At 60.7% G+C, this 15,438-nt stretch carries 12 protein-coding genes and 1 riboswitch; of the genes, 1 reads left to right on the top strand and 11 read right to left on the bottom strand.

The genetic code is table 11. From position 1 onward, the window contains the following. Positions 1 to 86 precede the first annotated feature (86 nt). From MHM84_RS09325 to metK, 8 genes are all read right to left on the bottom strand, one after another. Entirely contained in the window at positions 87 to 1,343 is a 1,257-nt protein-coding gene (locus MHM84_RS09325; RefSeq protein ID WP_239265200.1) for a PRC-barrel domain-containing protein, read from the bottom strand. Between the two features lie 519 nt (positions 1,344 to 1,862). Then, the gene (locus tag MHM84_RS09320) at positions 1,863 to 3,437 is read right to left on the bottom strand and encodes a phospholipase D family protein (RefSeq protein ID WP_239265198.1); all 1,575 of its coding nucleotides are present in this window, start codon (positions 3,435 to 3,437) and stop codon (positions 1,863 to 1,865) included. Positions 3,438 to 3,446: 9 nt separating this feature from the next. Continuing rightward, a complete protein-coding gene (locus MHM84_RS09315) occupies positions 3,447 to 4,703 on the bottom strand; it encodes a sodium:proton antiporter (protein ID WP_239265196.1) in 1,257 nt (418 codons plus the stop codon). Positions 4,704 to 4,831: 128 nt separating this feature from the next. Next, entirely contained in the window at positions 4,832 to 5,236 is a 405-nt protein-coding gene (locus MHM84_RS09310) for a hypothetical protein (RefSeq protein WP_239265194.1), read from the bottom strand. A 216-nt stretch (positions 5,237 to 5,452) separates the two neighbouring features. After that, positions 5,453 to 6,865 (bottom strand): adenosylhomocysteinase, encoded by a 1,413-nt coding sequence (gene ahcY / locus MHM84_RS09305; RefSeq protein ID WP_239265192.1) that lies wholly within the window; start codon positions 6,863 to 6,865, stop codon positions 5,453 to 5,455. Positions 6,866 to 6,882: 17 nt separating this feature from the next. Then, a riboswitch (S-adenosyl-L-homocysteine riboswitch) is annotated at positions 6,883 to 6,966 on the bottom strand. A 141-nt stretch (positions 6,967 to 7,107) separates the two neighbouring features. After that, on the bottom strand, positions 7,108 to 7,596 hold the full coding sequence (locus MHM84_RS09300; RefSeq protein ID WP_239265190.1) for a hypothetical protein: 489 nt from the start codon (positions 7,594 to 7,596) through the stop codon (positions 7,108 to 7,110). 156 nt (positions 7,597 to 7,752) lie between these two features. After that, on the bottom strand, positions 7,753 to 7,911 hold the full coding sequence (locus MHM84_RS09295) for a hypothetical protein (RefSeq protein ID WP_239265188.1): 159 nt from the start codon (positions 7,909 to 7,911) through the stop codon (positions 7,753 to 7,755). Positions 7,912 to 8,041: 130 nt separating this feature from the next. Beyond that, a complete protein-coding gene (metK, locus tag MHM84_RS09290) occupies positions 8,042 to 9,262 on the bottom strand; it encodes a methionine adenosyltransferase (RefSeq protein ID WP_239265186.1) in 1,221 nt (406 codons plus the stop codon). Between the two features lie 455 nt (positions 9,263 to 9,717). On the opposite strand from metK, the gene tkt reads away from it, so the two are divergent. Next, the gene (tkt, locus tag MHM84_RS09285) at positions 9,718 to 11,712 is read left to right on the top strand and encodes a transketolase (protein WP_239265184.1); all 1,995 of its coding nucleotides are present in this window, start codon (positions 9,718 to 9,720) and stop codon (positions 11,710 to 11,712) included. A 91-nt stretch (positions 11,713 to 11,803) separates the two neighbouring features. On the opposite strand, the gene nrdF is transcribed toward tkt, so the two are convergent. The 3 genes from nrdF to nrdI form a co-directional block, all read right to left on the bottom strand. Further along, a complete protein-coding gene (gene nrdF, locus MHM84_RS09280) occupies positions 11,804 to 12,781 on the bottom strand; it encodes a class 1b ribonucleoside-diphosphate reductase subunit beta (RefSeq protein WP_239265319.1) in 978 nt (325 codons plus the stop codon). An 83-nt stretch (positions 12,782 to 12,864) separates the two neighbouring features. After that, positions 12,865 to 15,039, bottom strand: coding sequence for a class 1b ribonucleoside-diphosphate reductase subunit alpha (nrdE, locus tag MHM84_RS09275; RefSeq protein WP_239265182.1), 2,175 nt, complete (start codon positions 15,037 to 15,039; stop codon positions 12,865 to 12,867). Next, positions 15,029 to 15,430 (bottom strand): class Ib ribonucleoside-diphosphate reductase assembly flavoprotein NrdI, encoded by a 402-nt coding sequence (gene nrdI / locus MHM84_RS09270; RefSeq protein WP_239265180.1) that lies wholly within the window; start codon positions 15,428 to 15,430, stop codon positions 15,029 to 15,031. Before nrdI ends, nrdE begins: the two co-directional genes overlap by 11 nt. Between the last annotated feature and the right edge of the window lie 8 nt (positions 15,431 to 15,438).

Below are 15,438 nucleotides of genomic sequence, written 5' to 3'. Positions count from 1 at the left end.
GAGGCCAAAAACGAAGAGGATGGCCGGTCGGCCATCCTCTTCGGGACTGCGTAAAGCAGCGAAGCGCATCACTGACTACGCGGAGCTTACATAGAACCGGCGTCTCTCAAGACCATGTTCTCATCGGTCACTACCGTGTAGTCGGCTTCGTTGTACTGCTCCTGTTTCATTTCGTCGACGCTCAGGTCGGTCTGCCATACCAGCTGATCGTTGTTCATCTGCATTTCGTTCAGCGGTATGATGATTTCCTCTTGACCGAAGCCAAGCACACCACCGCGAGTGACCACAACGGCGACCTCATTGGTATCGTTGGAGGTCACCACCTGGTCGACTTCGCCAAGTTCATTACCAGACGTGTCGAAAACGCTTTGCCCTTGGATATCAGTAATCAGCAGCGCATACAGAGCATTTTGTGACCCTGAGTTCTGTTGCTGTTGTTCGCCTTCGGTTACCTGAACATTGGCGCCTTCGGCTTCTTCGACCGATACATTGGCTTCGGCATCGGAGACACTGACATTGGGATCGGCAGACTCGACCTCAACCTGGGCTTGCCCCTCATCCCGCACAGCGACATCGGCCTGCTCTTGCCCATCCACGGCAACGCGCGGCTTGGCCGGCTGGACCGCCACTTCGGGCTCGGACCGCTCGACGTTCACATCAGGCTGGCCTTGGTTGACCGTGACCTCGGGCTTCTGCTGAACCACCTCGACATCTGGCTTGTTGGTGTCGACCTGCACGTTGGGGTCACGCATGACCACCTCGACTTCAGGATCGGGAACCGTGACCTCGACCGTCGGCTTGGGCTGCGTAACGATGACCTTGGGCTTTTGCTGATCGACGGTTACCTGAGGTTCCGAGGGATCCACCTCTACCTGCGGCGGCTGCTGATCCACCGTCACATCCGGCTCGGCAGGGTCGACATTGACATCGGGCGGATCGGTATCGACGACCACTTTAGGCTGCTGGGACTCGACGACCACCTCTTCCGGATCGTCCATGCTCTGGTCGCCTTCAGCTTCTGCGATGACGACCATGAGAGGTTGAAACTCACTGAGACTGAGCGCCTGATCGCTATCGCGATCGTATTCGCTCAATACCTGATCGCGATTTTGCTGTACGTTGGCGTCACTAAGGCGCTGCTCGAGCTCATCCCACTGGAGTAGCTGATCCCCATTCTGGTCGAGTCGATCGAATTCGGCACTGGCCCTTTGTTCCATCTGTCCGCTTGATTGCTGACCGCCCGATTGCTGCGCAAACGCAGGCGTTATCGCCAATGATGCACCGGCGGCACTCGCCGCTGCGATCTGCAGGCTTAGCTTACAAAGCTTCAGCTTCTTTTCCATGTACATATACCTCTCCTTTTTAGTCAGACAGAGTCCTGCTTACTCGCCTTCTCTGACGGAACTTTAAATACCTCTGGGATTTCGTTTATATGCCGAAATCCTATTTACCTTGGCAGCCATGCGAGCAAAACAACTTGCTCAGGCTTGCTATCAATCGAAAGTCACTTGTCCAAAACCAATTGGCGAACCGAAACACTTTCGTCCTCCTTGGAGCAATACGTTCAAGCAGCCAGCCAATCGGCCAAAACCAAGCCTCTGTGCTGAGCGTAGTCTGCCCCGCGACAGCACTCTTGAAAGTTTTGTGTTCATGGGCATCAAAAGGTGTTTTAGCGCGCGACAAGGTAACTAAAAGATATTTATGGTAAGCAGAAATCACCTTAAGAATTCTCCACAACGCAAATTCGCTGGGCAACTTAACTTTTGGTAATTAACGTTCTTGTCAATTCATCGCTCCCAACGAGTAACAGGCGCATTTACTTAACGAGACCGAGCAGAAACGACTAGAGAAACGGCTGCCATTTACAGCAACTGCTCGATCGGCAGCAGGTGCAACGCTTTGGCCTTCAGGTGTCGCCACAGTCCGCCGGGTTCCTGGTCGGTGGTTTTCCACTGCCCATCGCGACGAGTTGTCCAGCGCAGACCGCCGTCCTCGCCCAGCGTGACCTGATAGCTACGTGTTGGACGCATCCCTTGACGGGCCAGGTCCCAGAGCCGATTTCCCAACTCGCGACTGTCGATCAACAGGCCCAGTTCGCTGTTCCACCACAGCGAACGCGGATCGGCATTGAGCGAGCCGATGAATACGCGGTCCCGGTCGAAGGCCACGGCCTTGGTGTGCAGGCTGGAAATTTCGCCAACTGCACGTGCGGACTGATGCGCCGTGTTGCCCCGCAACTCATAGAGCCGGGCTCCCTGCTTCAGCATGGCCGGACGCCACGGCGTATAGGCACCATGCAGCGACGGTACGTCGGTAGCTTCCAGCGAGTTGGTCAGCACGGTCAGCCTGACGCCGCGCCGCGCCAGCTGTTTCAGGTAATCGATGCCGGCCTGCGTGGGTATCACGTAGGGAGAGATGATCAGCAGCTCCTCGTCGAGACGCCGAAAGGCGCCTTCGAGCTGATCCATCAGGGTCAACTCGAACGGCGGATAGCCGGTTACCGCAAGCTTTTCCGGTGGGTCCCACAAGGCAATGGCCGGTGCCCAAACCAACGAGTCGTGCAGCTGGCGACCGGCTTCGCCGGCCATGCGCCGAAAGGCGGGCTGCATAGCCAGTGCGTTGCCTTGGGCGGCATCCTCAGCGAGCTCGATCAATAAGTCGTACCAAGCATCATCCTGTGCGGATGCGAATTGCCGTAGCGGTACCGCCAGCGGATGATTCCAGAAATTGTCGAAGCTACCCGATAGCGTGGCCACCACCGGGCCGACCGCCATCACGTCGAGGTCGTTGAAGTTGAGCTCGTCGTCGACCTCGAAATATTCATCGCCCAGGTTACGCCCGCCGGTAACGGCCACCGCATTGTCCGTCACCCATAGCTTGTTGTGCATGCGCCGATGCTTGCGATCGAAATTGGCCATCAGCGCCAGATAATAAGTCAAGCGTGTGCTTCGCCCAGCCGTGATCGGGTTGAAGACACGCACCTCGATATTGGGGTGGCTGTCGAACGCCGCCAGCATGGCCTGCTTGTTGCGGCTGGTCGGATCGTCCAGCAGCAATCGAACGCGCACGCCCCGCTGGGCGGCCTGCAGCATCTGCTGCAGCAGGGCGCGCCCGGTACGGTCATTCCTGAGAATGTAGGTCTGGATATCGAGCGTCTTCTGGGCATGGGCAGCCAGCGAAGCCCGCAGGGCGAAGGCCGTCGGGCCGTCCGATACCAGCGTCATGCCGCTGACATTCTCCTGGGTATCGTCTGCCTGGCGCGCCCAGGTGCCCAGATAAGTGTCGCGGGCGGCGTCGTACGGCAATGCCTGGGATGGCATTCTGGTCACATCGACCGAGCTGCAGCCGCCCAGCCACAAGAGACAGGCCACTACCCCCAACCAGTGCCAGCCGCTCATCGCAATGATGCTATCCGACTTAGAAAAGTGGAACGTCATGCCGTCCGATCATCGCTCCACATCGGCGTGGCGAGAGTCTCCCAACAGCCAGGTGACCACCCGACCGATGGACAGGCCTTGGACCAGAATCGAGAACAGTACGATCAGGTAGGTTACGGTGAGCAGGATGTCACGTGTCTCGCCGTCCGGCAACGCCAGGGCCAGCGCCACCGATATTCCACCCCGCAGGCCGCCCCAGGTCAGGATGCGTGCCGAGCCGCGCCGAAAGCCTAACTGCTCGCGCAGTAGCATGACCGGCACGCCGATGGTGGTGAAACGCACCGCCAGGATGACCACGATCAGTCCTGCACAGGCCCATAGATGGGCCAGTTCGAAGGGAATCAACAGCACTTCCAGGCCGATGAGCACGAACAGCAGCGTATTGAGGATCTCGTCGATGAGCTCCCAGAAAGCATCGAGATGCTCACGGGTCGTATCGGACATTGCGCTCTGGCGGGCCTTGTTGCCGATCAGCAGCCCGGCGACCACCATCGCGATGGGACCCGAGATGTGCAGGTGCAACGCCAGCGAGTATCCGCCCAGCACCACTGCCAGCGAGATCAGCACTTCGATGCGGTACTCGTCGATGCTGCGCATCAGCCAATAGGCCAGTGTGCCGATCACCAGCCCCAGCAGAATACCGCCACCGGCCTCCTGCAGGAACAGCTTGCCGGCGTGCATGACGGTCAAGGCCTCGTCGCCTGCCGCCGCCCCCAGCAGCAGCGTGAACACGACGACGGCGACGCCGTCATTGAACAACGATTCGCCAACGATGCGCAGCTCGAGATCGACCGGAGCGTTGGCATTGCGCAGGATACCCAGCACGGCGATGGGATCGGTGGGCGAAATCAACGCACCGAATACCAGGCAGTACATCCAGGGCACCGCCAGGCCGAGCGTTCCAAGCAGGAAATAGGCGGCACTGCCGATGGCCAGGGTCGAGATCACTACGCCCAGGGTGGCGAGAAAGCCGATCGACCAGCGATAGCGACGCAGGCGATCGAGATCGATATGCAAGGCGCCGGCGAATAGCAGCAGCGAGAGCATGCCATCCATCAGCAGCTGGTTGAAATCGATCCGCGACAACAAAACCTCGGCTTGGTCCTCGATGGCCGTGAACCCCAGCCATGCCAAGCCATGCAAGCCCCAGGAAAACGCCAGAGCGATTGCCATCACCCCGATGGTGGTCGGCAGACGCACGAATTGGTGATTGAACCAGGCGAGAATCGCCGTCAACGACACGATGATAGCAATCAGTTCCAGCATGGGCCTTCCTTTGCCATGATTGCCGTCCGACGCAAAAATTGGCCAGACGAAATCCGATGACCGCCTCACGACGGCCATCGGGGGCCTTTTTCTGGTTATCCTATGGCGAGCTTACGAGCATGCCGGCCCTACTGCGACGATGGTTCAGAGGCTGCCTGAGAGGTACTCGTCGAGCTAGCCTGGGATACTCCGCTCTCGCCACCGCCGGAGGGGCTGCCTGACGACTGTTGCTCCGGCGTCTGCTGTTCGGGTTGCGACGGCTGGGCGGAGGGGTCGCTCACCGGCATCTGGTCGTTCGGCGACAAGCCTTCGCCCGTGCTCTCATCGGGCTCCCACATGTCCGATCCCGTGACGCCGCTGGTAGTCCCCGTCGTACCGGTGGCCACGGATGCATCGTTGCCGATCTCGCCCTCATCGAGGGTACTTTCAGCCGACGTTTCCTGAGTGAGCTGCTCTTCGTCGTCACCGCAGCCGACCAGAAGCGCTCCCGTCAGTGCCAGTACCGCCAACAGTGATGTCTTGCCTCGTCCCATGATGCTCTCCTTAATCTCCTAGGGTCTTGACACACTACCATCCAGCGTAGCTTTCCTTGGCTTCCCATACTGAACGGCAGACCACTACACGCTCGTCCCTTGGGCCAAAAGCATTCGCTAAAGTACTACACACGAAGCCCGAGCTCTATCAAAGCAAGCCATGACATGGAAAACGCCGCCCGAAGGCGGCGTGACGTGACGAACATCCGGCACTGCTCAGTAGCGGTATTCGTCCGGCTTGAAGGGCCCATCCACCGGCACTCCGGTATACTTGGCCTGGTCTTCGGTCAGGCGGGTGACCACCCCACCGAAGCCCTCCACCATGTAGCGGGCCACCTCTTCGTCGAGATGCTTGGGCAATACGGTCACACCCAGACCGCCGGCCTTCTCATCGTTGCTGAGATCGGCAAAGCGACATTCGAACAGATGGATCTGGGCGAGAACCTGATTGGCAAACGAACCATCCATGATTCGCGACGGGTGCCCGGTGGCATTGCCAAGATTCACCAGGCGACCTTCGGAGAGCAGGATCAGGTAATCGTCGCTGGTGGGATCGAATTCGCCGGGATCGCTGTCGCGGTAGATCTTGTGGACCTGCGGCTTGACCTCTTCCCAGTGCCACTGGCGACGCATGTAGGCGGTGTCGATTTCACTGTCGAAGTGACCGATGTTGCACACCACGGCACCCTTCTTGAGCGCCTTGAGCATCGGGGCATCGCAGGCATTGATGTTGCCGGTACACGTCACCACCAGGTCGATCTTGCCAAGCAGGTCGCGATCGATGCTCTCGGCACCCTTGTTGATGCCATCGAGGTAAGGGGACACCACCTCGTAGCCGTCCATGCAGGCCTGCATGGCGCAAATCGGGTCGATCTCGCTGATCTTGACGATCATGCCTTCCTGACGCAGCGAGGCGGCCGAGCCCTTGCCCACGTCGCCGTAGCCGACCACCAGCGCCTGCTTGCCGGCCAGCAGATGGTCCAAGCCGCGCTTGATGGCGTCATTGAGACTGTGGCGGCAGCCGTACTTGTTGTCGTTCTTGGACTTGGTGACCGCATCGTTGACGTTGATCGCCGGAACCTTGAGCTTGCTGTCGCGCAGCATCTCCTGCAGGCGATGCACGCCGGTGGTGGTTTCCTCGGAAATGCCGTGGATGTTGGCCAGCAGTTCGGGACGCTGGTCATGCAGCAGCGCGGTCAGGTCGCCACCATCGTCGAGCACCATGTTGGGCGTCCAGCCGTCGGGGCCTTCCACGGTCTGCTCAATGCACCACCAGAACTCTTCCTCGGTCTCGCCCTTCCAGGCGAACACCGGAATGCCGGCGGCGGCAATCGCGGCGGCGGCATGGTCCTGGGTCGAGAAGATGTTGCACGAAGACCAGCGCACCGAAGCGCCAAGCTCGATCAGCGTCTCGATCAGCACCGCGGTCTGGATGGTCATGTGAATGCAGCCGGCAATACGGGCACCGGCAAGCGGCTGCTGATCACGGTACTTGGCGCGAATCTTCATCAATGCCGGCATTTCGGTTTCGGCAATGCGAATCTCGCGACGCCCCCAGTCGGCCAGCCCGATGTCGGCGACCTTGTAGTCATTCTGGGTAGCGGGTTTGGCATTGGCCATTGCTGTCATCGTCTTACTCCATTCCTAGGGAATGGGCGCCGTTGCAATTTGCAACCGCCTGCCCGAGCCTCGTACATGACAAGCCATGCACTGCAGCGCCCCTCGGGCAGCAGCAACAGGAAGGTCGATTTCGGTCGACAGTAAGAAAACTCACATGAGTAGGACGTTTTTTCAATCCTGACCGTCTCTCGAGCCAGCCGGATCGGTGCAAGCGAGCGGCGAAAGCCGCTCGCTTGCACTACGCAGCGACGTTACTGAGTGGATTGCTCTTCTTCCGAGCCGTTGCCGTCATTGATGATGACGTTCGCGTCGCTCTCACCATCTTCATTGGCCGAGGCGTTGCCTTGTGCGCCGTCGCCGTCTTTGATGATGACGTTCGCGTCGCTCTCCTGGTTGGCCGGGTCATTGCCATTGCCGTCTCTGATGACGACGTTCGCCTCTTCCGCTTCATCGACGGAGACGTTGGGTTCCGCCTCGTCGACGGAGACATTGGGCTGATTGGTCGCATCAGCGTTCTGCTCCGTATCGGAAACGGGCTCATCGGGCTGGGCCTGCCCCTGCGTATTCGTCTCTTCTGCGACAGGTTCGGCGACCTCCTCCTCAGGGACGTCGGTTACCGGCTCAGGCTCGGTCACCTCGGTTTCCGTCTCGGTGGTAACGGGTTCCTCATCCTCTCCGCAACCGGTCAGTAGCGCACCCGACAGGGCGAGTGCAGCAATTAGGATCGTGCGCTTTTCCATGACTAACTTCCTCATATCCATTGATTTGGCAGGTCATAATTGCCTCCACCAGCGTAGTTCGACTCCGCCACAAATGCAGCTTACAACGTTCACTACGTTCGTAGGCAAGGCGTTCCTACAATAGAAGCCTACCCAGACCTGGCAAGGCCAGGCAGGTCATTCATCCTCTATGCTGGTCCCGGGCTCGCGATCCATCGTCTCTTCTCCGGGAACATCGGAGTCCGTCTCGTTGCTCTCGCCGGTGTCTCCGCATCCGCCCAGCAATGCCCCGATCAGTAGGAGCGTTGCGAATGGCATCATCTTGCGCTTTTCCATGCATCACCTCCTATCACGCTATGCCACCTTCAACGTAGCTGGCCTGATTCGCTCGCGACAGCTCGCCTTTGCTCAGAAACGCCGACGCCCCGCCAAGCGGGGCGTCGGAATGCGACATATCATCTCACCTTCAGATACCGGCTGCCGCCTTGAGCGATTCGGCCTTGTCGGTCTTCTCCCAAGGGAAGGCAGTGAAGGTCTCGGTATGCGTTTCGCCGCTGACATCGGTCCACGTATAGCTGTGTTCGAACGGCTCGCGACCGAAGTGGCCATAAGCGGCCGTCAGTTGGTACATGGGATGCTGCAGGTCGAGCATATGGGTGATTGCGTAGGGACGCAGGTCGAAATGCTCGCGCACCAGCTCGACGATCTTGTCGTCGGCAATCTTGCCGGTCCCGAAGGTATTGAGCGACACCGAGGTCGGCTCGGCCACGCCGATGGCGTAAGAGACTTGGATCTCGCATCTGTCGGCCAGACCTGCCGCCACGATATTCTTGGCGACGTAGCGCCCGGCATAGGCAGCACTACGATCGACCTTGGACGGATCCTTGCCGGAAAAGGCACCGCCGCCGTGGCGCGCCATGCCGCCGTAGGTATCGACGATGATCTTGCGCCCGGTCAGACCGCAATCGCCCACCGGCCCGCCGATCACGAATTTGCCGGTGGGGTTGATGTGGTAGCGGGTCTTGTCGGTCAGCCACTCGGCAGGCAGCACCTGTTCGATGATCTCGCGCTTGACCATCTTGCGAAGATCGTCCTGATCGATCTCGGGATCGTGCTGCGTCGACAGGACCACCGCTTCGACGGCAATGGGCTTGTTATCCTCGCCATAACGGAAGGTCACCTGGCTCTTTGCGTCGGGACGCAGCCACGGCAGCATGCCCTTCTTGCGCAGCTCGGCCTGGCGCTCGACAAGGCGGTGCGAGTAATGGATCGGCGCCGGCATGTACGACTCGGTCTCATTGGTCGCATAGCCGAACATCAACCCCTGGTCCCCCGCCCCCTGATCTTCCGGCTTGCTGCGGTCGACACCCTGGGCAATATCCACGCTCTGCTTGCCGATCAGGTTGAGGACCCCACAGGTTTCGCCATCGAAGCCGACGTCCGAGGAGTTGTAACCGATGTCCAGGATCACCTTGCGCACCAGCTCTTCCAGGTCGATCCAGGCGCTGGTGGTGACTTCCCCGGCAACGATGGCCACACCGGTCTTGACCAGAGTTTCGCAGGCGACGCGTGCCTGCTTGTCACGCGCGATGATCGCATCGAGTACGGCATCGGAAATCTGGTCGGCAATCTTGTCCGGATGCCCTTCGGAAACGGATTCGGAAGTAAACAGGGAATACTCGCTCATGCGTCCTTGACCCTCTTGGCGTTTGCCCGTCTTGAGCGGGATAAGTGAAACGAAGGGGGAAAACCGGCGCCGCAGGCCAGTGTCAGGCAAGGCGACGCACGACCGGCGCAGAAACGCTGGCCTGGGGCGCAAAGTCTACACGCAAGCCCCATCGGTGCCTAGCGAACCGAGACGTACTCTCGCTTCGCTAGGCACCTGTCGCCGCCATCCGAGGACTTGCGGCTTTCCCACCCCCGCTACGATAGGAGAAATCGCCGCGGCGCGCCTCATTTGATGGATGCCGGCAACTCGGCGACAATAAGCGCCCTGACCCGGCGCCCACACCTTTGGGCGTATCCTGAGGTCTGCCGGAAGTCGACAATGTAGGCACTTCCGGGCAGACCGTAGTCGAACAGGTAGCGGCCAACCCACTGGTGGCTGCCATTGCTGATTTGCCCTAGGCGAGGAGCTATACGATGCCGTCCCGTTTCGAGCTGGCGAACGCCATCCGCGCGCTGTCCATGGATGCCGTGCAGAAGGCCAAGTCCGGTCACCCCGGCGCCCCCATGGGCATGGCCGATATCGCTGAGGTGGTGTGGAACGATTATCTCAAGCACAACCCGGCCAACCCGCACTGGGCCGACCGCGACCGTTTCGTACTGTCCAACGGCCACGGTTCCATGCTGCTCTACTCGCTGCTTCATCTGACCGGCTACGAGCTGACCCTGGAAGACCTGCAGCAATTCCGTCAGTTGCATTCCAAGACGCCGGGGCACCCGGAGCTGGGCTACACGCCTGGCGTGGAAACCACCACCGGCCCGCTGGGTCAGGGCCTGGCCAACGCCGTGGGCATGGCCATCGCCGAGCGCACCCTGGCCGCTCAGTTCAACCAGCCGGGCCACGAGATCATCGACCATAACACCTATGTGTTCCTGGGCGATGGCTGCATGATGGAAGGCATTTCCCATGAGGTCTGCTCGCTGGCCGGCACTCAGGGCCTGGGCAAGCTGACTGCCTTCTACGACGACAACGGCATTTCCATCGATGGCGAGGTCGAAGGCTGGTTCACCGACGATACCGCCAAGCGCTTCGAGGCCTACGGCTGGCATGTGGTGCCCAACGTCGACGGTCACAACCCGGACGAGATCAAGGCGGCCATCGAGCTGGCACGCAATCATGACGACCGGCCCAGCCTGATCATCTGCAAGACCATCATCGGCTTCGGCGCACCCAACAAGCAGGGCTCCGAAGAGAGTCATGGCGCCCCGCTGGGCGATGAAGAGGTTGCCGCGGCCCGCCGTCAGCTGGGCTGGCCGCATGCGCCCTTCCATGTGCCCGAGGAAATCTACCAGGGCTGGGACGCCACCGCTCGCGGCCAGAAGGCCGAGGACGACTGGAATGCGCGCTTCGAGCGCTACCAGGAAGCCCACCCCGAGCTGGCCAAGGAACTCAAGCGTCGCCTCAAGGGCGAACTGCCTGCCACGCTGACGACCGAAAAGATGATCGAGGAGGCCCAGGAACGCGGCGAGACCCTCGCCACCCGCAAGGCGTCCCTGACCTGCCTGAACGAATTCGGTCCGCAACTGCCCGAGCTGTTCGGCGGTAGCGCCGACCTTGCGCCGTCCAACCTGACTTTCTGGAAGGATGCTCGCGCCGTCAACCGTGACCATGCGTCCGGCAATTATTTGCACTACGGGGTCCGCGAGTTCGGCATGGGCGCGATCATGAACGGCATCAGCGCGCACGGTGGGTTCATCCCCTACGGCGCGACCTTCCTGACGTTCATGGAATACATGCACAATGCCGTGCGGCTGGCGGCGTTCATGCATCGCCAGGCCATTTACGTGTTTACCCACGACTCTATCGGTCTCGGCGAAGACGGCCCGACCCACCAGCCGATCGAACAGATGGGCGCGCTGCGCTCCACCCCCAATCTGTCGACCTGGCGTCCGGCCGACGCTGTGGAGACAGCGGCCGCCTGGCATGCCGCCCTGCATCGTCGCGGCGCGCCGACTGCCCTGGTCCTGTCGCGCCAGAATCTGCCCCATCAGCAGCGCGACAAGCATCAGTTGGCCGACATCCAGCGTGGCGGCTACGTGCTCAAGGACAGCGACGAACCGGCCGAGGTGATCCTGATCGCCACCGGCTCCGAAGTGGCCCTGGCCATGGACGCCGCCGATGCACTGGAAGCCAAGGGCAAGGCGGTGCGCGTGGTCTCGATGCCGTCCACCGATACGTTCGAAGCCCAGCCGGCGAGCTACCGCGACAGCGTGCTGCCGCCGTCCCAGCGCAAGCGCGTGGCCATCGAGGCCAGCCATTACGCCTACTGGTACAAGTACGTCGGTCTGGACGGGCGCGTCATCGCCATGGACCGCTTCGGCGAGTCGGCCCCGGCCGCGGACCTGTTCAAGTATTTCGGCTTTACCGTCGACAACGTCGTCGAGCAGGTCGAGCAGTTGCTCGCCGAGTAATCACAGCCACGCGGTTCACAACTGCAGACAGAAAAAGCACGGCCTGGGCCGTGCTTTTTTCGTGGGGCGCAGCATGTGGCTTGGCTGCCGTTCAGAATGCCCAATCCTCGTCTTCGGTCCGCTCGGTACGTCCGATCACATAGGACGAGCCGGAGCCGGAGAAGAAATCGTGATTCTCATCGGCGCCCGGTGAAAGTGCGGCGAGAATCGCCGGACTCACCGCCTCGGTGGCACCGGGAAACAGCGCTTCGTAGCCGAGATTCATCAGCGCCTTGTTGGCGTTGTAATGCAAGAACGCCTTCACTTCCTCGGTCAGCCCCACCTCGTCGTAGAGCGACTCGGTGTAGTGCACTTCGTTATCGTAGAGATCGAGCAGCAGATCGAGGGTGGCATCCTTGACCTGCTGCTGACGTTCGGCAGATTCCTTTTCCAGGGCGCGCTGGAACTTGTAGCCGATATAGTAGCCGTGCACCGCCTCGTCGCGGATGATCAGGCGAATCAGGTCGGCAGTGTTGGTCAGCTTGCCGCGGCTCGACCAATACATCGGCAGGTAGAAGCCCGAGTAGAACAGGAACGACTCAAGGAACACGCTGGCGACCTTGCGCATCAGCGGATCGTCGGTGCGGTAGTGGGCGAGGATCAGCTCGGCCTTGTTCTGCAGGTGCGGATTTTCCTCGCTCCAACGGTAAGCATCGTCGACGTCCCGGGTGGCGCACAGGGTCGAGAAGATCGAGCTGTAGGAGCGGGCATGCACCGACTCCATGAAGCTGATGTTGGTGAACACCGCCTCCTCGTGGGGCGTCACGGCATCCTCGATCAGTGTCGGCGCACCGATCGTGCCCTGGATGGTATCGAGCAGCGTGAGTCCGGTGAACACGCGAATGGTCAACTGCTGCTCAGCTTGGTTGAGAGTGTTCCAGGCCGGCAGGTCGTTGGATAGCGGGATCTTCTCCGGCAACCAGAAGTTGCTGGTGAGGCGATTCCACACCTCCAGATCCTTGTCGTCCTGCAGGCGATTCCAGTTGATGGCATCGACCCGGCTCAAGCGGCGGGCGGCGGTAGCGGGCATATTCATGACGTATGTCTCATTCGGTTGACGTGGCAGGCGTACTGCCACGTTTCCAAGATTCGCGGGCGCAGCAGCTTTGAACGTCAGAGGGTGCAGGAGACGCAACCTTCCACTTCCGTTCCCATCAACGCCGCTTGGCGCAGACGCACGTAGTAGATCGTCTTGATGCCTTTCTTCCAGGCGTAGATCTGTGCGCGGTTGATGTCGCGGGTGGTCGCGGTGTCACGGAAGAACAGCGTCAGCGACAGTCCCTGGTCGACGTGCTGTGTCGCCTCGGCGTAGGTGTCGATGATCTTCTCGGGACCGATCTCGTAGGCGTCGCGGTAGTAGTCCTGATTGTCGTCACTCAGGTACGGCGCCGGATAGTAGACGCGGCCCAGCTTGCCTTCCTTGCGGATTTCGATCTTCGCCGCCACCGGATGGATGCTCGAGGTAGCGTGATTGATGTAGGAGATCGAGCCGGTCGGCGGAATCGCCTGCAGATTGCGGTTGAAGAGGCCGTGCTCCATCACCGAGGCCTTGAGCTCGCGCCAGTCCGCCTGGGTCGGGATGTGGATACCGGCAGCGCCGAAAAGTTCACGCACCCTGGCGGTCCGTGGCGACCATTCGCGCTCGGTGTACTTGTCGAAGTAACTGCCGCTGGCGTAGTCGGACTCCTCGAAGCCGGCAAAGCGTGTGCCCCGTTCGATGGCCAACTGGTTCGAGGCGCGCAGGGCGTGGTACGTCACCGTGTAGAAATAGATGTTGGTGAAATCCAGTCCCTCGTCGGAGCCGTAATGGATACGTTCCCGCGCCAGATAACCGTGCAGGTTCATCTGGCCAAGGCCGATGGCATGCGAACGGGCGTTGGCTTCGGCGATCGACGGTACCGAGCGGATGTCGCTCATCTCGGAGACGGCGGTCAAACCGCGAATCGCCGTCTCGACACTGGTCCCGAAATCCGGCGAGTCCATCACCCGGGCGATGTTCAGCGACCCCAGGTTGCAGGAGATATCCTCGCCGATGCGCCGGTAGCCCAAGTCATCGTCATACTCGGTGGGCGTATTGACCTGGAGGATCTCCGAACACAGGTTGCTCATGTTGATGCGCCCGGCGATCGGGTTGGCGCGGTTCACCGTGTCCTCGAACATCACGTACGGGTAGCCGGATTCGAACTGCAGTTCGGCCAGCGTCTGGAACAGCTCGCGCGCATTGGTCTTGGTCTTGCGGATACGCGGATCGTCGACCATTTCCTGGTACTTCTCGGTGATGCTGATGTCACCGAAGGGCACGCCATAGACACGCTCGACATCGTAGGGCGAGAACAGGTACATCGCCTCGTTGCGCTTGGCCAGCTCGAAAGTGATGTCGGGAATCACCACGCCCAGCGACAGGGTCTTGATGCGGATCTTCTCGTCGGCGTTCTCGCGCTTGGTGTCGAGGAAACGCAGGATATCGGGATGGTGCACGTTGAGATAGACCGCCCCGGCGCCCTGACGCGCGCCCAACTGGTTGGCGTAGGAGAAGGCGTCCTCGAGCAGCTTCATGATCGGGATGATGCCGGAGGACTGGTTCTCGATACGCTTGATCGGTGCACCCAGCTCGCGGATGTTGCTGAGCAAAAACGCCACCCCACCGCCGCGCTTGGAGAGTTGCAGCGCGGAATTGATGGCCCGGCCGATCGACTCCATGTTGTCCTCGATGCGCAGCAGAAAGCACGATACCAGTTCGCCGCGCTGCTGCTTGCCACAGTTGAGGAAGGTCGGCGTGGCCGGCTGGAAACGGCCATGGATGATCTCGTCGAGCAACATCGTCGCCAGCTGCTCGTCGCCGCGCGCCAACGACAGAGCGACCATGCACACGCGATCCTCGTAACGCTCCAGGTAGCGACGGCCATCGAAGGTCTTGAGGGTATAGCTGGTGTAGTACTTGAAGGCGCCCAGAAAGCTCTGGAAGCGGAACTTCACCGCATAGGCCCGCTCGAAGAGCCGCTTCACGAAGGCGAAGTCGTACTGATCGAGAACCTCGCGTTCGTAATACCCCTCAGTCACCAGGTAGTCGAGCTTCTCCTCGAGCGAGTGGAAGAATACCGTATTCTGATTGACATGCTGCAGGAAGTACTGGCGCGCCGCCTCGCGATCGGCGCCGAGCTGCAAACGTCCCTCGCCATCGTAGAGGTTGAGCATGGCATTGAGCGCATGAAAATCCAGCGCTTTCGCCGCGCGGGAGGTCTCGGTCACCGGCGCCTCGTCAGGCAGTTCCAGGGTGTCATTCAGCATCGGCGGTCTCCAGGGTCAAACAGTCGCGTACCTTGAGGACGTCTTCGGGCGTCCCCATGAGTTCGAAGCGGTGCAGCAGGGGCACCTGGCACTTGTGGGCGATGACCCGACCCGCCAGCGCGAAGGCGCTGCCGAAATTGGTGTTGCCACCGGCCACCACCCCGCGGATCAGGGCGCGATTGTGCACATCGTTGAGAAAGCGAATCACCGGCCCCGGCACTGCGGTGCGCGGATCGCCATCGCCGTAAGTGGGCACGATCAGTACATAAGGGCGCTCCACCTGCAGCGATTCACGCCGATTCGACGGGATTCGCTGGGCGGGCAGGCCCAGCTTTTCCACGAAACGTCGGGTGTTGCCCGACTGCGTGGAGAAATAGACCAGATCGCTCATGGCCTGCC

The sequence above is a fragment of the Halomonas sp. McH1-25 genome (assembly GCF_022348165.1).
Classification (GTDB): domain Bacteria; phylum Pseudomonadota; class Gammaproteobacteria; order Pseudomonadales; family Halomonadaceae; genus Modicisalibacter.
The sequence above is the reverse complement of the archived record's forward strand: the minus strand, read 5'-3'. Positions and strand labels throughout refer to the sequence as shown.